Raw genomic sequence first — 18,416 nt, forward strand, 5'->3', positions numbered from 1 at the left:
GGACTACTTATTCTTCTCAAAATTCCTCAAAAACTCCTCGCGGTCGGTGATTTTAAAATCGGCTTGCCATTCGTATTCTAAGCCTCGGTGAAGGCCATGTTCCGCCCCGAAATAATACATGTTTTTCATGGCGGCGATGGTCTGCGCCGAATTACCTTTTATTTTTTCAACTACCTGGTTTACTGTCGTTTCTAAGTCCGACAAAGGCACTGACTTGTTTACCAACCCTATCCGCTCAGCCTCTTTGCCCGACACGGGTTGAGCCGTAAACGAAAGCTCCATTGCTTTCATCAAACCGATTTTTTGTTGAAGGCGTTGGGTCATTCCCCATTTGGGGGCAATCCCCCACTTGGTATGCGTGTCCCCGATTTGGGCTTCGTCGGCCGCATACACTAAGTCAAAGGCAAGCATCAATTCGGTAGCGCCCGTGTAACAGTGTCCATTGACTTGGGCAATTGTTACTTGTGGCATTGCCTGTAAGGTCAGAATAAAAGCCGCGCCCATTTCCATTACTTCAAAGTTAGAAAAGTGCCCGCCTTCAATGCTTTCATTCAACGCTTTCAGGTCAACCCCTGCCGACCATGCCCGTCCAGCCCCCGTAACGACAAACAACTTAATAGATTCATCCAGCGACACTTTTCGTGCTACATCTGCTAATTCGGCGATAAGATTCGGGCTGAGGGCGTTCAACACCGACGGACGATTAAGGGTTACTTTGGCCACTCCTGCTTCTTGCGAAAAGAGAATATCTTGGTACGTTGTCATATTTTTCTCGATTAATCTTTCTTAAATATCTGCATTTCTAACCGTAAAACGCTCATTTGCTGGCACATTTTTAGCTAGATTATTTACGGAGTAAAACAATTTCGTCGCTTAAAATCGTTTCTAAAATTGGAGAATCAGCCCTCCGAGACATTTTAATCGTAACTTTGCGGCCGCATTTACTCCAAACCTATAAGGTTTGGTAAACACATCGAACTGAAAACAAACTTCTTTAATGTATAAAGGGAAAAAAGTAATCATCGTCATGCCCGCTTACAAAGCGTCGCTCACGTTGGAAAAAACCTACCGAGAAATCCCGTTTGACTTGGTAGATGATATTATTTTGGTCGATGATGCTAGTCCAGACAACACCGTCGAAGTAGCCGAGCGACTGGGTATCAAACACGTCATTCGCCACGATAAAAACAAAGGCTACGGCGGCAACCAAAAAACGTGCTACACCAAAGCCCTTGAGCTAGGCGGCGACATTGTTATTATGCTTCACCCTGATTATCAATACACGCCACTATTGCTTACGGCTATGATTTCCATCATTGGCAATGGGCTGTATCAGGTCGTGTTTGGATCACGGATTTTAGGGAAAGGCGCTCTCAAAGGTGGAATGCCTATGTATAAATACGTTGCCAACCGCATTTTGACGTTGACTCAAAACATTTTGATGAACCAAAAACTCTCCGAATACCATACGGGCTACCGCGCGTTTTCGGGAGAAGTTTTGCGGAGCGTTCCTTTTCAAAAATGCAACGACGACTTTGTTTTTGACAACGAAATGATTGCCCAAATTTTCTGGAAAGGCTACGAAATTGGTGAAGTAACTTGCCCTACCAAATATTTTGAAGAAGCGTCGTCTATCAATTTCCAACGAAGCATGAAATACGGATTTGGCGTTTTGGGAGTATCAAGCCGCTACTTTTTGGCAAAAATTGGACTCTGGAAATGGGATTTGCTAGATTAAATGAGAATGCCTAGCAAGTACTTCAGCAAGCGCAATTATGAATAAGCACTTCGGCAGGCGCGGCAAGTGCCTCTGGTTGCTCACAACCAGAGAAATTTTTTCCTCAAAAAACAAAAAAGGGCAGCTTGGAGCTGTCCTTTTTGTTCACTGTCGACTGTAAAATATAGACTACCAATTGTTTTTAAGCGTCTTTCCAACCAATCGCACATCCTACGGCTTTGGTTTGGGTCACTACGACGGGTTTACCCGCCAAAATGTTGTTGACTGCATCTTCCACGTAGCGTTTGGTGACGCTTGCGGGGTCTTGGTAATTATCATCTATGGTTCCAATGTATTGTACCGTGAATTTAGCATTTTCATTTCGTAAAACAAAAACATGCGGCGTACGCGTTGCGCCAAAAGCTTTTGCCACGGCTTGCGTTGCATCTTGCAAATAAGGAAAAGTATAGCCTTTCTCCGTCGCTCGCTTCTTCATATTGTCTATCGACTCGTCTTCGTAATCCGACGCATCGTTGGAATTAATCGCCACAACAGGAAAATTGAGCACCCCGTATTTTTTATCCAAAGCAATAATGCGCTCTTCGTAGGCTTTGGCAAACGGGCAGTGGTTACAGGTAAACACCACTATTACGCCTTTTTTGTCTTTGTAATCCGACAAACTTACGGTTCCTCCTTTGGCATTTTGAAGCTTAAACTCAGCTACCGACCCGCCGATTGGATACCCCACCGAAGAAGCCTGCACGCGTTGCTGTTGGAACACCAAGGTCGTTGCGATACTCACTGTCAACGCTGCGAATAATGTTGCCCAAAACTTATTTTTCATGGTCGTTGGTATGTTTGCCATTCTGACGAAATCAAGTTAAAAAGTCACAGAAAATCAGAGAGTTCCTTTTCCAAACGGAGGGCGTCAAGTTTTTGTTCAAAAAACACTTTTTTCCCCTTGGCATTATTGAAAATCAGGGTAGCAGGAATGGCACCTGACCATTCTTTGCTCACCTTCTCAATCCAGCTATTGGCGTCGGGTTCATTGAGCAACCATACTTGCGATGTTAGCTTTCGTTCGGTCACAAAAGGAATCACTCTCGTTGTCAATTCTCTAGCAAAATCCATGCTAACTAAAATCACTTTGAGCTTCTGATTCAGGTATTTCTGCTGAGTTTGTTCAAAATACGGCAATTCTGTCACACAAGGCTTACACCAAGTCGCCCAGAAGTTCAATACATAGGTAGTATCGCTTTTTTGAGCAAAAAGACTATCCATCGCCACCCATTTTACCATCGATACTTGCTGTGCTTGCCCTACCGTTTGTACCATGACCAACAGCACACCCACTATCCAGCCTTTTGCATTCATTCTCACAAGTTTAAAATTCTACTGCTGAATACGTCGGGTTGTGAGCAACCCTTTCCACAGCACTCAATACGTTGGGTTGTGAGCAACCCTCTCCACAGCACTCAATACGTCGGGTTGTAAGCAACCCTCTTCACAGTACTCAATACGTCGGGTTGTGAACAACTCTCTCCACAGCACTCAATACGTCGGGTTGTGAGCAACCCTCTTCACAATACTCAGCAACCCTCTTCACGATGTCAAAGTAAGTACGCGATTTTTTCTCACATTTACAAACTGACTTTTCTAGTGCGCTTCCAACCAATTGAGCCCTTTTCCAATTCCCGTTTCCATTTTTACGGGCAACGGAATGGCATTCACCATCAACTCATTTACGTGGTGGCTCAACAATTCGATTTCATCGCGGTGCGCGTCAAACACCAATTCGTCATGTACCTGCAAAAGCATACGTGACTGTAGTTTTTCGCGTTTCAGAAAATCGTGGATATTAATCATCGCTATCTTAATCATATCCGCCGCCGAGCCTTGAATCGGGGCGTTGATGGCGTTTCGTTCGGCAAAACCACGCGTCGTTTGGTTTTGAGAATCAATATCAGCCAAATAACGCCGACGTCCTAAAATTGTTTCAACGTATTTTTGTTCACGGGCTTTGTTAATCACCATGTCCATGTAGCTTTTTACAGCAGGAAATTCTTGGAAATAGGCTTTGATGATTTCACTTGCTTCTCCCCGCGCAATCCCCAAGCGTTGGGCTAAGCCAAAGGCCGAAATACCATAAATGATACCAAAATTGACCATTTTGGCTTTTCGACGCATATCCGACGTTACTTCTTCGAGGGCTACGTCAAATACTTTACTGGCGGTACTAGCGTGAATATCAATACCTTTATTGAAGGCTTCGAGCATGGTGGCATCCTGACTGAAAGCGGCCATGATTCGGAGTTCGATTTGCGAGTAGTCGGCCGACAAAATCACATAATCTTCATTTCTAGGGATGAACGCTTTCCGAATCTCTCGTCCACGAGGCGTACGAATCGGAATGTTCTGAAGGTTAGGATTGGTACTGCTCAAACGCCCCGTCGCTGCCACGGCCTGATTGAACGACGTGTGAATTCGTCCCGTTGATGGGTTGATAAGCTGTGGCAACGCATCCACGTAGGTCGATTTTAGTTTTTGCAACTCGCGGTAATCCAGAATCTTACGCGCAATTTCGTGTTCCGATTCCAAATCCGACAAAATATCTTCTCCCGTAGCGTATTGTCCCGTCGCTGTTTTTTTAGGGTTTTTAACCAACTTCATTTTTTCAAACAAAACCACTCCCAACTGCTTCGGTGAACCGATGTTAAACTCCTCTCCCGCCAGTCCAAAAATTTCTTGCTCGACTTGCTTCATGTCGATTTCCAGCACGCCCGACATTTCGGATAAAACGTTGGTATCAACTTTTATCCCCTCACGTTCCATCGCTGCCAAAACGGGCACTAACGGCACTTCTACGCCTTTGAATAATTTCTCGGCTTGGTTTTCGACCAAAAGTGGTTGTAGTTTATGCTTGAGTTGGAGGGTAATGTCGGCATCCTCGGCGGCATATTCTACCAATTTCTCAATAGCCACATCCCGCATGGTCAATTGTTTGGGGCCTTTTTTACCAATAAGCGCCTCAATCGCCACGGGTTCGTAGTTGAGATAGGCATTGGCCAGCGCATCCATGTTATGACGCTTGTCGGGTTCGATAAGATAATGCGCCAACATGGTATCGTACAACGGCCCGCGCACTTCTACCCCGTAATTTTGCAGAATCAACATGTCGTATTTGAGGTTCTGCGCTATCTTTTCAATCTTTTCGTTTTCAAGCACTTCTCGAAAATCTTCCACGATAGCTTGTGCTTCGGCACGGTCGGCTGGCACGGGTACGTAAAACGCCTCGCCGTCGCGGTAAGCAAATGCCAAACCCACCAATTCAGCATCAATGGCATCCACCGACGTGGTTTCAGTATCAAAACAAAAAGATTCTTGCAAACTCAAGTAATACGCCAGCGATTGACGAAGCTCAGGGGTATTCACCAAATGATAGCGGTGAGCCGTGGTAGCCACCGTACGGCGCTCATTGCTCGTTTCTGATTCGGTACCTGTGCTTACCGAAGTCACTTCGCTTTGTTTACTCACCGAAGGAGCTGCCGTTGGGGCTTCACCAAACAGGTTCAATTGGCCCGTTTTATTGGCCGCAGGAATAGCAACGGGGGCTTCCGTTTCGCCCAAAAGGCGTTTTTTAAGGGTTTTAAACTCTAGTTCATCCAACAACGACGAAAGTAGCTCGCGGTTGGGCTCACACATGCGCAAATCTTCCTCTTCAAAGGCAATCGGCACGTTAATGTCAATCGTCGCCAGTTGCTTCGACAACACCGCCAAGTCTTTTCCCTCAATGACTTTCTCTTTGAGTTTGCCTGCGAGCTTATCGGTATTGACAATCAGGTTTTCAATCGAACCAAACTCAGCGACCAATTTTTGCGCCGTTTTTTCTCCAACCCCTGGAATGCCAGGAATGTTATCGGACGCATCACCTTGCAGTCCCAACATGTCCACCACCTGACTAATATCACTGATTCCCCAACGCTCACATACTTCTTTTGGCCCCATAATCTCCACTCCTTTTCCCGATATGGCTGGTTTGTAAAGATATACATGCTCTTCGACCAACTGCCCGTAGTCCTTGTCGGGGGTCATCATAAACACTTCAAACCCTTCGCGGGCGGCTTTTTTGGCAAGCGTCCCTACCACGTCGTCGGCTTCATATCCTTCCATTTCCAAGATAGGAATACACATTGCCTTGAGTAGCTGTTTTACGTACGGAACCGCCGTTGTAATGTCCTCGGGTTGTTCTTGACGCTGTGCTTTGTAGGCTTCAAATTGCACATGCCGAAAAGTAGGCTTCGGTGTATCAAAAGCCACTCCAAGGTGGGTAGGTTTTTCGTCTTTTAATACTTCCAATAAGGTATTGGCAAAACCAAAAATAGCACTGGTGTTTAACCCTTTGGAAGAAATTCGAGGATTTTTAACAAACGCAAAGTGGGCACGGTAAATGAGGGCAAATGCGTCTAAGAGAAATAATTTTTTTTCGGGTTTCATGGGGTGTTTGAATGTATATTAGCTACAAATAACGCAAAGTTTGGAGAGATTTTTGAAGTTTGTAAACTACCTTTTGCCTTTGTTCGTTACTTTAGGTGTTTTTTAAGATAAAATAAGCAAATGGAAAATCCCATACAAAACGACCGTTGGACAGTTCGTTTACCCATTTTATTGAGTGTTACCCTTGCCGCAGGCATGTTGTTAGGTGCTACGTTTTTTGGTGGCAGCAAGGGAATTGCTGATGTAGCCCGAGGACATACCAAGTTCAAGGAAGTACTACAACTCATTGATAATAATTACGTTGACACCGTCAACACCGACGAGTTGGTGGATTATTCCATCACCAAAATGCTCGAAAAACTCGACCCTCACACCTACTATTTTAACCCCAAAGATGCCGTAGCTGCGCGCTCACAACTCGAAAGTGGTTTTGATGGCATCGGTATTGAGTTTAATCTCTACAAAGATACCGTTTACGTAGTGACACCTCTGGTCGGTGGGCCGTCGGAAGCCGCTGGTATTCAGAGCGGGGACAAAATTTTAAAGGTAAATAGCGATATTTTTACGGGTAAAAAAGTGGACAATGCCTTCATTTTCTCCAAACTCCGCGGGCCGCGCGGTAGCGAGGTTAAAATCGAAATTTTGCGCCGTGGCGTACCCAAACCCCTATCGTTCTTACTCCGCCGCGACCGCATTCCTACCTTCTCGGTCGATGCCGCTTATATGATGGACAAAGAAGTGGGCTACGTCAAAGTTACTCGTTTCTCGGAATCGACCTACGATGAGTTTAAAAACGCCGTGAGTTCGCTTAAAACCCAAGGCATGAAAAAACTCATGCTCGACCTCCGTGGCAACCCTGGCGGATACATGGATCGCGCAACCAACATGGTGGATGAACTATTAGCAGGTGATAAATTGATTGTTTACACCGACGGCAAAGACGACCGCTACGACCGCCAAACCCGCGCCAAAAATGCAGGAATGTTTGAAAACGGCAGCGTGGTTGTTCTCATCGACGAAAGTAGTGCTTCAGCCTCGGAAATTGTCGCAGGGGCACTTCAAGACCACGACCGAGCCCTCATTGTGGGTCGTCGTTCGTTCGGAAAAGGCTTAGTGCAAATGCCCGTCAATCTTTCAGACGGCTCCGAATTGCGTCTCACGATTTCGCGCTACTATACCCCAAGCGGCCGTAGCATCCAAAAACCTTACAAAATGGGTGATTTGGAAGGTTACGAAAAAGACATCAAAAATCGTTTTGAACACGGCGAATTATTTGTTTCTGACAGCATCAAAAATAACCCTAAACTTCAGTACCGTACCGACGCTGGCCGCATTGTTTACGGTGGCGGAGGCATTACGCCCGACGTATTTGTACCGCGCGATACCAGCATGATGTCGCCGTATTTGTACGAGTTGTTTGCCAAAAACACCGTGCGTGACTACGCCCTCAACTACGTCAACCAAAATCGCAAACAGTTTGAGAAACAAACCTTTGCGGAGTTTTTAAAAAGCTACAATGTCACCGATGCCGATTTGAACGGTGTGGTTAAAAACGCGACCGCCGATAACATCAAGTTCAACGAAAAAGAGTTTAGCCGTTCTAAGCCTTACATTCGTACATACCTCAAGGCGCTCATTGCCCGTTATGCTTACCAAAAACGCGACAAAGGAGGCCTCAACAACGAATTTTACCAAGTCATGTCCAACACCGACGAAGGAATCCGTAAAGCGGCAACCCTTTTTGATGAAGCCGAAAAATTGGCCAAAGGAAACGTAAGCTTAAAAGACGCCAAGAAATAATGACGCCCAAATCAGTCGCAAGCTCGCAGGTAACCATTACGGAATTGATGATTCCTTCCTACGCCAATTTTGGAGGTAAAATCCACGGAGGTATTTTGCTTTCGCTCATGGATAAAGTCGCCTACGCCTGTGCGTCCAAGCACGCAGGAACCTATGTGGTGACGGTGTCGGTGGACGGGGTCAATTTTCTCCAACCCATTGAAGTCGGTGAATTGGTTTCGTTGCACGCCTCGGTCAACTACGTGGGGCGCAGTTCGATGGTCATCGGGATTCGGGTCATTGCCGAAAACGTCCGCTCAGGCACCCAAAAACATACCAATACCTCGTATTTTACGATGGTTGCCAAAGACGATGAAGGCAAGCCTACGGAAGTCCCGCCGTTGTTGTTGGACTCCAAAGAAGACATTCGACGGTTTTTGGAAGCCATCAAACGCCGCGAGCTAAAAAACCTCTACGCCGACGAGTTTGACAACGAAAAAACGCGCTTGAGTGTGGAAGAAAACCTTCATTTGTTGGAAAAAGAACGTTGCGTTATCGCCCAAAGGTAAATTGACATTGTGTATCTTTGCGCACTTAAAAATCAGAAAAAACTATGTTTGGAGATATGATGGGAATGCTTGGAAAGGTAAAGGAATTCCAAGCCAAAATGAAAGAAGCCCAAGAAAGTCTTGGCCAATTGAGTGAGTCGGCAGAAGCAGGTGCGGGCATGGTGAAAGTGACCGTAAATGGCCGCAAACAAGTCACTCAACTGACCATTGACCCCGATTTGATGAAACCCGAAGATGCCGAAGTCGTGCAAGACCTTATCATTGCGGCGGTAAATCGGGCGATGGAAAACATCGAAGAAAAAATCAAAGCTCGAATCCAAGAATCGACCGAAGGCGTTTTGCCCAACATTCCAGGGTTGGACTTGAGTAAATTCATGAAATAATACGCAATGGATAAAATCGCCATTGTCATTTTGAATTACAACGGGAGAAACTTTCTAGAAAAGTTTCTCCCGTCTGTTATTGCGCACTCGGAATCCTATCCGATTTACGTGGCCGACAGCGCCTCGAAAGACGATTCTGTGGCTTGGACGCGCGCGCACTACCCCAACGTTCGATTGATAGAACTTCCGCAAAACCGAGGCTATGCGGGTGGATACAACGCTGCTTTGAGTCAAATTAAGGCCGAATACTACGTTTTGCTCAATTCTGACGTCGAAGTGACTGCTAATTGGCTTACGCCGATGGTACAGTTTTTGGACACCCATCCCAACGTGGGCGCTTGCCAACCCAAATTATTGGCGTACCACGATAAAACGCAGTTTGAATACGCAGGAGCTGCGGGGGGCTTTATGGATTGGCTAGGTTTTCCCTATTGCCGTGGTCGAATATTTGACCATTGCGAAACCGACAAAGGGCAATACGATACTCCAATGCCTATTTTTTGGGCGTCGGGAGCGTGTTTGTTTATTCGGGGGCATTTATTCCACGAACTCGGTGGCTTCGACGAGGACTTTTTTGCCCACATGGAAGAAATCGACCTCTGCTGGCGTCTGCACACGGGCGGTCACGAAATTTATTGTCTTCCCCAATCGACGGTCTATCACGTAGGTGGCGGGACGTTACCTCCCTCCAACCCCTTCAAAACCTACCTCAACTACCGCAATAGCCTTGCGATGCTCTACAAAAACTTACCTTCTAAAAATCGCTTTGGCATTATTTTTTGGCGATTGGTAGTAGATGGAATTTCGGCCGTTCGGTTTATACCAAAAGGAGAGTGGGCAAACATTTGGGCTATCATTCGGGCTCATTTTGCGTTTTATGGGTGGATTAGACGCAATTTATCGCAGAAACGGGAAAAAATTATTCGAGAAATCGGGCCACCCAAAGAGGCTCATTCCCTGCCTATTGCGCCCAAGAGTGTGATTTGGGGCTATTTTGTCAAAGGTCAGAAAACCTACGACTCATTTTCAAGACCTTAATCAAAAAAATTACTTGGTTTGTATTCTGCCAAAAAGCCGATAAATTCCTTTAATTTTGCGGCTTATAAACATTAGTCACTCTGCGAAAGCAAACAATATGGCATTATTTGATTTTTTAACGAGCGAGATTGCAATTGACTTAGGAACGGCTAACACCCTTATTATCCATAAAGATAAAATTGTGGTGGACGAGCCTTCTATCATTGCTTTGGACAAGAACAACGGGAAGGTGCTGGCGATTGGTCACAAAGCGATGCAGATGCACGAAAAAACCAACGAAAATATAAAAACCATCCGCCCGTTAAAAGACGGTGTAATTGCCGACTTTACCGCCGCGGAATTGATGATTAGAGGAATGATTAAGATGATTGCTCCTAACAATCGCTTTTTTACCCCTTCGCATCGAATGGTCATTTGTATTCCTTCGGGTATCACCGAAGTAGAAAAACGGGCCGTAAAAGACTCCGCTGAGCACGCAGGTGCCAAAGAAGTATATATGGTGCATGAACCTATTGCCGCTTCTATTGGTATCGGTATCGACATCACCCAACCCAACGGTACCATGATTGTCGATATTGGTGGTGGAACGACCGAAATCGCCGTGATTGCCCTTTCGGGTATCGTGTGCGAGCAATCGATTCGTATTGCGGGCGACGTTTTTACCAAAGACATCGTAGATTACATGCGCCGCGAGCACAACCTTCTCATCGGAGAGCGTTCGGCAGAGCAAATCAAAATCGAAGTAGGTTCGGCCTTGCCAGAATTGGACAGCCCTCCTGCTGACTTCGAGATTCGCGGACGTGACCTCATGACGGGTATTCCAAAAGAAATCAAAGTAACCTACAGCGAAATTGCTTACGCCCTCGACAAGTCGATTTCTAAAATCGAAGAAGCGGTGATGAAAGCCCTCGAAATTTCGCCCCCAGAACTTTCGGCCGATATTTATACCAACGGTATTCACCTCACAGGTGGTGGAGCGTTGCTACACGGTTTGGACAAGCGCCTTGCGGCCAAAACCAAACTCCCTATTCACGTTGCCGACGATCCACTCAAGGCCGTTGTAAAAGGGACAGGCGAAATCCTGAAAAATTTAGAATTGTATAAATCGGTATTGATTCAGTAATTATTCAGATGGTTTATAGTCGATAGTCCACGGTCAATGGTCCATGGTCAATAGTAAGCATACTGTGGACTATAAACTATCGACTATGGACTGTGGACTATCGACCATGGACTAAACAAATGCTCCAACTATTTGAGTTTATTGGGCGTAACCGCAATTTTATCCTCTTTGTTTTGTTAGAGGTGTTTAGCTTTTGGTTGCTTGTCAATAACAACAATTATTGGAGCGTAGAGTACTTTAATACAGCGAATACCCTGAGTGCCAAAAGCCTTGAATTGTCTAACGCAGCGCGTGAATACACCAACTTACGGGATGTAAACGCGGCTTTAGCCGAAGAAAACCGTCGTCTCAACGAGCTAATTACCAAGCTTCAACAGCAAAAGCCTACCAATGCACCCGTAGGCTATCAAGCTGACTCTGCTTTTGCCAATCGGTATAAATTTGTAACGATTGCCAAAGTGATTGAAAATAGTACGCACCGAGCTGACAATTACTTGACCATCGACAAAGGCTACGCCGACGGCATCAAAGAAGGCATGGGTGTGGTATCGGCAACAGGCGTAGTGGGTAAGGTCAAAATTTGCAACAAAAACTTCTCGGTCATTACGTCCATTCTGCACTCGCAGTTTATGGTTTCTACCAAATTGCTCCGCAGTGGCGACCAAGGAACGGCCAAGTGGGAAAATAATACCACCCCTTCCATCATTCAGTTGAAGGATATTTCTCGTTACACCACCATCATGAAGGGGGATACCGCCGTAACTTCTGACCAAAACGTCGTTTTTCCACCTGGAATCGCCGTTGGGATTGTAAAGTCGTTTCGTGTAGCGCCTGACCAAGCATTTTTTGACATCGACCTCAAACTTTCTACCGACTTTTCGAAGATTTCGTACGTGTATTTGGTAGAAAACAAATTATTGGAACAACAACAGTCGCTTCAAGAAAGCCTCACTCCAAAACGCAAATGAACCCAACCGAAATCATTCGCACTGTCGTCAGATGGCTCGTGTACGTGTTGCTCCACATTTTTGTTGCACGTCACTTGGTGCTGTTCGACTATGCGTTCTGTTTTATTTACGTAGGTGCTATTTTATTTTTACCGATTGAAATCAACCTCACGGCGCTATTGGTCATTAGTTTTTTTACGGGTGTTATAATTGATACTTTCGACAACACCTTGGGGCTTCATGCTTCGGCCTCCGTGCTAATTGCCTACCTTCGTCCTATCATTATTAAATACCAGCTTGGGCAAAAACTTACCGAAGGTCGCCTTCAGCTATCTATTAAAGAGTTGGGCTTCCCCACTTTCTTGTCGTACATCCTGATGCTGATTTCCATTCACCACATGGTGTTATTTTTGGTTGAAGCAGGTAGCTTTCGTTTATTTCCATACACCTTCCTAAAAATTGTTTGTAGCGTTGTATTTACAACAGTGACGGTTATTCTAACCCGCCTTTTTTCTCGTTAATCTTCAATTATTTTTCACTGACATTTTGTCCCACTTTTCATTTTCCAAAACCATTGGAATAGTTTTTGACGTATATCAGTACAAACTAATCTGGGAACATTTATCAACAACTAATCACAAAAAAATAACCTTTCATGGGTTGTTTTTGTTGATTGAAGAAAGATGATTTGCGGAGAAGGGTGATGGTTTGTTAAAATTCGTAAATTTACGGCAGCCATGTCAGTCATTATGTCAGAAGAAATCGAAGAAATACCTTTAGCCGCCTCCGAAACGTCGTATAGCGACACCGAGCGCAACGACATCTTCAACCGCGAGTTTATGCCCCACATAAACTCCATGTACAACTTTGCCTTTAGGCTAACCATGGACGAGGACGATGCCAACGACCTTGTCCAAGATACCTATTTAAAAGCTTTCCGTTTTATTTCTTCTTTCGAGCGGGGAACTAATGCCAAAGCGTGGTTGTTCAGAATCCTGAAAAACAGTTTCATTAATGACTACCGTAAGCGTAGTAAGGAACCTTCTAAAGTCGATTACCAAGAAGTAGAAACAACCTACAACTCGGAAGAGGCCGCTGAAGTTGACCATACAACCGACTTGCGCGTCGAGACTGTCCAAGACATGATTGGCGACGAAGTGGCTACGGCCCTCAATTCGTTGCCTGTCGATTTTCGTACGGTTATTATCCTTTGTGACATCGAAGGGTTTACGTACGAAGAGATGGCTAAGATTCTGGATATACCGATTGGTACAGTTCGTTCTCGTCTGCACCGTGCTCGGAATCTCCTCAAAGACAAACTCAGAACGTATGCCGCTTCAATGGGCTACGATACTGACGAAGATTAGCAATCATAACCACTCTTTTCTTGCGGGCTAACGCGTAGAAAAAATCACTCAAAGCAGACACCATAAATGTTTGCTCATAAACATTTGTGTTGTTAGTGAACGATTTGCTTGGTTAAATTGGTTTAGTTTGAATAACAGGGAGATTAGAAAATAAAAAGTCGTTTACACTGCCCGCTGGGATGCTCAGAAGTATTCGTGAACTTTTTCTTTGAAGAATTCCTTTTGATAATAAATAACAAAAAAACAGAAAGATTCAAAGAATTCATTGAACCTTTACAATAGTATTGGATATGCAATCGTCACCTTCTGCCACAGAGAACACGAAGTATCAGAAAGAGTACTGCGAGCACCACGCAGAGTGTCTGAAAAAGATTCAGGCGGTCTTAGATGGAGGAGCAACCGAGGACGAGAAGGAACACTTCCGAAAGAACATGGACCACTGCTTGCATTGCATCAAAATGTATCACCTCGAAAAGTGCGTTAAAGAATCTCTCCAATCAAAAATTGATAAACGCCTTTGCCCCGACAATCTCGTCGCTACAATCAAAGCCAAACTCAATATATAATACACTTTGGAAGGAAAACTCATCATCTTCTCCGCCCCGTCTGGTTCTGGTAAAACCACTATCGTTAGACACCTTCTTGCTAAGTACAACAACTTAGGCTTTTCTATTTCGGCCTGCACCCGCGACCGCCGTGGCCGCAACGAAGTGGATGGCAAAGATTATTACTTCCTTACGCCCGACGATTTTAAGAAAAGAATTGACAACAACGAGTTTGTTGAATGGGAAGAAGTATATCCTGGAGGCTACTACGGTACGTTAAAATCAGAAATTGAACGCTTGTGGGCCAGCGGCAAACACGTCGTTTTTGACGTTGACGTAAAAGGTGGGCTCAAACTAAAAGAGTATTTTCAAGAACGGGCATTGGCCATCTTTGTAAAAGCTCCCAGCGAAGAAGCAATCAAAGAACGCCTCATGTCACGCGGGACAGAAACCGAAGACAGTTTGTCTAAACGACTCTTCAAAGTAAAATTTGAAATGTCATTCCAAGATAAATTTGACGTTATTCTAGTCAATGATGATTTAGAAGCTGCGCTTGCCAAAGCCGAAGAATTGGTCGAAGACTTTACAAAATAACAGTTGCAAAAGGTTTTACTACTCACTCCGCCTTTCACTCAGCTGAATACCCCCTATCCTGCTACGGCCTATATCAAGGGGTTTCTGAACACGCTGGGCGTTGTTTCTCACCAAGCAGATTTGGGGATTGAAGTCATATTGAAACTATTTTCGGCCCAAGGACTTACCCAACTCTTCGATGCCCTCGAAAAAGCCGAGCATGACATAGAACTTACCGAAAACGCGTTTCGTATCTATCACCTTCGCGACGAATACGTCGCGACCATCGAGCCCGTTATTTCTTTTCTACAAAATAAAAATCCAACCCTCGCCCATAGCATCTGCGACCGCGCTTATTTGCCCGAAGCCTCCCGCTTCAAAGATGTGGAAGACCTCGATTGGGCGTTTGGGACCATGGGTACGCAGGATAAAGCCCGTCACCTAGCTACCCTTTATTTGGAAGACTTGGGCGATTTTCTGCAAGAGGCCATCGACCCTCATTTTGGCTTTAGCCGCTACGCCGAACGCTTAGGACGCACTGCTACGCATTTTGACGAACTCTTGGCCGAACTTCAAAAGCCCAATACGCTTATTACGGTTTTTCTCCATGAGTTGTTGAAACAAAAAATGGTGGCGTTCCAGCCTACCGTTGTTTGTTTGAGTGTTCCTTTTCCAGGCAATTTGTTTGGGGCACTAAAATGCGGTCAGTACCTCAAAAAACACTATCCTGACGTAAAAATCGTGATGGGAGGTGGCTTTTGTAACACCGAACTACGCTCACTTTCTGACCCGCGCGTATTTGATTACCTTGACTTTGTATGCCTCGACGACGGCGAGGCTCCTCTGCGCACACTGCTCGAATACCTAGACGAAAAACGGCCTTTGTCTTCGCTCAAGCGCACGTTTGCCCGTACCGATAATCAAGTCGTTTATCACAACGGTGCTTCAGAAAAAGACGTAGCGCAACGAGACACTGGGACGCCCGATTATTCCGACTTATTTTTACTGGACTACCTTTCGGTTATCGAAATTGTCAATCCAATGCACCGCCTTTGGAGCGATGGGCGCTGGAACAAACTGACCCTTGCCCACGGCTGCTACTGGGGTAAATGTTCTTTCTGTGACATTTCACTGGATTATATCAAAAATTACGAGCCTCTCACGGCCGCGCTGATTTGCGACCGAATCGAAGAGATTATTGCCAAAACCCAACAAAATGGTTTTCATTTTGTGGACGAGGCCGCGCCGCCCGCTTTGCTTCGCGACGTAGCCATTGAAATCATCCGCCGCAAGCTAACCGTCGTTTGGTGGACCAACATTCGTTTTGAAAAAAACTTCACCCACGATTTATCTTTATTACTCAAAGCTTCGGGCTGCATTGCCATGTCGGGTGGGCTAGAAGTGGCTTCTGACCGCTTACTGGCAATGATGAAAAAAGGGGTAACTGTAGGACAAGTAGCTCGCGTAGCCGATGGGTTTACCCAAGCAGGCATCATGGTTCACGCCTATTTGATGTACGGATTTCCGACACAAACGGCCCAAGAAACCATTGATTCGCTCGAAATGGTGCGGCAATTATTTGAAAATGGCGTTCTCCAATCAGGCTTTTGGCACCGTTTTGCCATGACTTCCCACAGCCCCGTGGGTTTGGCACCTGATGCTTTCGACGTGCAGCGCATTGGGCCTAGCTTTGGAGGTTTTGCCGACAATGATTTGTACCACGACGACCCCAAAGGCGCCAACCACGACTTGTACAGCGAGGGGCTTCGTAAGTCATTGTTTAACTACATGCACGGAGTAGGTTTTGATATTCCTCTTTCAAAATGGTTTGATTCAAAAGTACCTACGACGACGATTCCGCCGAATTACATTCAGCGACAAATTACCCAAAGCGAAGATAGTGTTCGTAAAAATGCCTTTGTGGTTTGGCTTGGGAAGCTTCCTAACGTGGAGTATTTTGAGGTAAAGCAAGGGAAAAAAGTCATCGAACTAGCCGAATTTCATTTTTACGATAAAAAACACGATTGGAGCATTCAACTTCCTGCCCAGCAAGCGCATTTTTTGGAAGAATTATTCCCTAGAATCGCACTTCACCTTTTTGAACAACCACTGGCTTACCAACAATTACAAACGGAGTTTGAAGCGGCTCATTTGGGAAGTTTTTCGACATTTTCAAAGACACCGACTTGGAAAAAACTTCGTGAAAATGGGCTGTTAATTCTATAGGAGACGCTAGGCTAAATTCAGTCCCACTACAAGCCCCCACATCAATAGAAAACTAATAATCAAAGACACATTTACCAAAACTCCCGCGATTCGGGAATCATAATTGAGTTCGTCCGCAAAGGGAAGAATCGTCATTCCAATGGGTAGAATTACACAGACAATCAGCACATTGCGAAACATGGAAGGCTCAGGAACAAACGTGTAAAGCAACACCACCGCCAATAGCCCACAGCCATACCGAATAGCCAGAACCTTTACTACTGCCCACACTTGGCTCTTTTCGAGGGCAAAACTCATGTAAATCCCCATCAGCAAAAGCACCAATGGTTTATTGGCTTTGGCCAGTACGTCCAAAAAATCGTAGGCAACGGTCGGAAGTTCGATGTCGAGGGCGTTGATCGTTAGGCCAATAAACATGGCTTGCAGCGGAGGGAGTTGGAGTACTTTTCGCAGCACTTTTTTAAATTCTACGGAAGCGCCTTCTTCTTTGACCGCAAAATAACTCCCCACCGAATAGACCAATCCGAAGGTAATGATGGTATTACCAATGTCGAACATCGCGACGTAAACCAACCCTTCTCTGCCCCAAATTCCCTCAATAATGGGAAACGCAAACAAGCCCACATTGAGCCCCCCGCAGGCCATGGTCAGCATTCCTCTCAGGCGGTCGGGATAGCCCGAAAACCAAAACCAGCCAATAAGCGTCATTATCGACCCCAAAGCAATGCACAGCAAAGGGCTAAAAAACAAAGCGGGTTTAAAATCTATGCGAATCGTACTGACAATCATCAACGCAGGGAACGTCGTGTGCATCAGAAATTTAGAAATTGATTTTCCGTCTTTTTCGGTGACAAAATCAAATTTTTTAATCAAAAAACCCATCGTGGCGATGCCGAGGGTAATGAGAAAAACGCTGTTGGTCTGATTCATCGGAGGAGAGTTGAAGCGGGAATGCGAAGCACTACGAATGCAAAACTACAAAAGTGCGTTGGAAGGACGACCAAAAACTTTGAAAAGTATAATTTTTAGACCAATATTTTATGCGTACTTTTTATTGAGACAAAGCATCAAAAAACGTCATTTTCTTGCCTGATTACAATCTATTTTTTGTTAAGTACAATTTTGCAAACGTTGTCGGTAACGATTGCGTAAAAATATCGGCGCAAATCGTTGATTTACTCCACAATTAAAAATAAACTCAATCCTGCCAAACTACAACCTTGGTAGTCAAAGCCAACACGTTCATAGCTAAAAAATACAATTTTGAATTCATCAATTCACCCTGCCTTCGAAAAAGCCTTGGTCGCTGACAGCGACATTCCTTGGGAAAAAGTGGATGATAAAATCCAACGCAAGATTATGTCCTACTCCAACGAATTGATGTTGGTCAAAGTAGCCTTTTTACAAGGAGGAATAGGTACTATGCACAAGCATCCTCATTTACAAATTAGCTACGTCGCCAGCGGAGCGTTTGAGGTGACGATTGGAGACGAAAGTCGTTTACTCCAAGCGGGAGATGTCTATTTTGTACCTTCCAACGTATTGCATGGCGCCGTGTGTCACGAAGAAGGTGTACTCATTGATGTTTTTAACCCCCTCCGCGAAGATTTTCTGTAGCCTAAGGTACAGGAAAGCATTACCACAAACAGTCATTA

General features: G+C 45.1%; 18 protein-coding genes. 13 read left to right on the forward strand and 5 right to left on the reverse strand.

Annotated elements, in window-relative coordinates:
- Positions 1 to 3: 3 nt before the first annotated feature.
- Positions 4 to 765, reverse strand: coding sequence for an enoyl-CoA hydratase/isomerase family protein (locus DTQ70_RS21255; protein WP_122932676.1), 762 nt, complete (start codon positions 763 to 765; stop codon positions 4 to 6).
- A 232-nt stretch (positions 766 to 997) separates the two neighbouring features.
- On the opposite strand from DTQ70_RS21255, the gene DTQ70_RS21260 reads away from it, so the two are divergent.
- Positions 998 to 1,738 carry a glycosyltransferase family 2 protein gene (locus tag DTQ70_RS21260; RefSeq protein WP_122932677.1) on the forward strand — a complete coding sequence of 247 codons (741 nt, stop codon included), beginning with the start codon at positions 998 to 1,000 and terminating at the stop codon, positions 1,736 to 1,738.
- 181 nt (positions 1,739 to 1,919) lie between these two features.
- Here DTQ70_RS21260 and DTQ70_RS21265 read toward each other — a convergent pair whose 3' ends face one another.
- From DTQ70_RS21265 to polA, 3 genes are all read right to left on the reverse strand, one after another.
- Positions 1,920 to 2,582, reverse strand: a complete 663-nt coding sequence (locus DTQ70_RS21265; RefSeq protein ID WP_229599982.1) for a thioredoxin family protein — start codon at positions 2,580 to 2,582, stop codon at positions 1,920 to 1,922.
- A 23-nt stretch (positions 2,583 to 2,605) separates the two neighbouring features.
- Positions 2,606 to 3,091: a TlpA disulfide reductase family protein gene (locus tag DTQ70_RS21270; protein WP_122932678.1), complete on the reverse strand. Its 486-nt coding sequence runs from the start codon at positions 3,089 to 3,091 to the stop codon at positions 2,606 to 2,608.
- Positions 3,092 to 3,373: 282 nt separating this feature from the next.
- Entirely contained in the window at positions 3,374 to 6,211 is a 2,838-nt protein-coding gene (gene polA / locus DTQ70_RS21275; RefSeq protein WP_122932679.1) for a DNA polymerase I, read from the reverse strand.
- A 120-nt stretch (positions 6,212 to 6,331) separates the two neighbouring features.
- Here polA and DTQ70_RS21280 point away from each other — a divergent pair, with 120 nt between their 5' ends.
- The 11 genes from DTQ70_RS21280 to DTQ70_RS21330 all read left to right on the forward strand — a co-directional run bounded on the left by DTQ70_RS21280 (position 6,332) and on the right by DTQ70_RS21330 (position 16,761).
- Positions 6,332 to 8,011, forward strand: coding sequence for a S41 family peptidase (locus DTQ70_RS21280; RefSeq protein ID WP_122932680.1), 1,680 nt, complete (start codon positions 6,332 to 6,334; stop codon positions 8,009 to 8,011).
- Entirely contained in the window at positions 8,011 to 8,559 is a 549-nt protein-coding gene (locus DTQ70_RS21285; protein ID WP_122932681.1) for an acyl-CoA thioesterase, read from the forward strand. Before DTQ70_RS21280 ends, DTQ70_RS21285 begins: the two co-directional genes overlap by 1 nt.
- 44 nt (positions 8,560 to 8,603) lie before the next feature.
- Complete coding sequence (locus tag DTQ70_RS21290) at positions 8,604 to 8,942, forward strand: YbaB/EbfC family nucleoid-associated protein (RefSeq protein WP_122932682.1); 339 nt, start codon at positions 8,604 to 8,606, stop codon at positions 8,940 to 8,942.
- A 6-nt stretch (positions 8,943 to 8,948) separates the two neighbouring features.
- Positions 8,949 to 9,980 (forward strand): glycosyltransferase family 2 protein, encoded by a 1,032-nt coding sequence (locus DTQ70_RS21295; protein ID WP_122932683.1) that lies wholly within the window; start codon positions 8,949 to 8,951, stop codon positions 9,978 to 9,980.
- A 97-nt stretch (positions 9,981 to 10,077) separates the two neighbouring features.
- The gene (locus tag DTQ70_RS21300) at positions 10,078 to 11,103 is read left to right on the forward strand and encodes a rod shape-determining protein (RefSeq protein ID WP_028523756.1); all 1,026 of its coding nucleotides are present in this window, start codon (positions 10,078 to 10,080) and stop codon (positions 11,101 to 11,103) included.
- 119 nt (positions 11,104 to 11,222) lie between these two features.
- Complete coding sequence (mreC, locus tag DTQ70_RS21305) at positions 11,223 to 12,071, forward strand: rod shape-determining protein MreC (RefSeq protein WP_122932684.1); 849 nt, start codon at positions 11,223 to 11,225, stop codon at positions 12,069 to 12,071.
- The gene (locus tag DTQ70_RS21310; RefSeq protein ID WP_122932685.1) at positions 12,068 to 12,571 is read left to right on the forward strand and encodes a hypothetical protein; all 504 of its coding nucleotides are present in this window, start codon (positions 12,068 to 12,070) and stop codon (positions 12,569 to 12,571) included. Before mreC ends, DTQ70_RS21310 begins: the two co-directional genes overlap by 4 nt.
- Positions 12,572 to 12,787: 216 nt before the next feature.
- On the forward strand, positions 12,788 to 13,417 hold the full coding sequence (locus DTQ70_RS21315) for a sigma-70 family RNA polymerase sigma factor (RefSeq protein WP_028523753.1): 630 nt from the start codon (positions 12,788 to 12,790) through the stop codon (positions 13,415 to 13,417).
- A 290-nt stretch (positions 13,418 to 13,707) separates the two neighbouring features.
- Positions 13,708 to 13,983: a hypothetical protein gene (locus DTQ70_RS21320; protein ID WP_229599983.1), complete on the forward strand. Its 276-nt coding sequence runs from the start codon at positions 13,708 to 13,710 to the stop codon at positions 13,981 to 13,983.
- A gap of 6 nt (positions 13,984 to 13,989) precedes the next feature.
- Positions 13,990 to 14,556, forward strand: coding sequence for a guanylate kinase (gene gmk, locus DTQ70_RS21325; RefSeq protein WP_122932687.1), 567 nt, complete (start codon positions 13,990 to 13,992; stop codon positions 14,554 to 14,556).
- Positions 14,557 to 14,559: 3 nt separating this feature from the next.
- Entirely contained in the window at positions 14,560 to 16,761 is a 2,202-nt protein-coding gene (locus DTQ70_RS21330; RefSeq protein WP_122932688.1) for a radical SAM protein, read from the forward strand.
- Positions 16,762 to 16,767: 6 nt separating this feature from the next.
- On the opposite strand, the gene DTQ70_RS21335 is transcribed toward DTQ70_RS21330, so the two are convergent.
- A complete protein-coding gene (locus tag DTQ70_RS21335; RefSeq protein WP_122932689.1) occupies positions 16,768 to 17,691 on the reverse strand; it encodes an AEC family transporter in 924 nt (307 codons plus the stop codon).
- 333 nt (positions 17,692 to 18,024) lie between these two features.
- On the opposite strand from DTQ70_RS21335, the gene DTQ70_RS21340 reads away from it, so the two are divergent.
- Positions 18,025 to 18,378 (forward strand): cupin domain-containing protein, encoded by a 354-nt coding sequence (locus tag DTQ70_RS21340; RefSeq protein ID WP_229599984.1) that lies wholly within the window; start codon positions 18,025 to 18,027, stop codon positions 18,376 to 18,378.
- The last annotated feature ends 38 nt before the right edge of the window (positions 18,379 to 18,416 follow it).

The organism is Runella sp. SP2, from assembly GCF_003711225.1.
In the GTDB taxonomy this organism is placed as follows: Bacteria; Bacteroidota; Bacteroidia; order Cytophagales; family Spirosomataceae; genus Runella.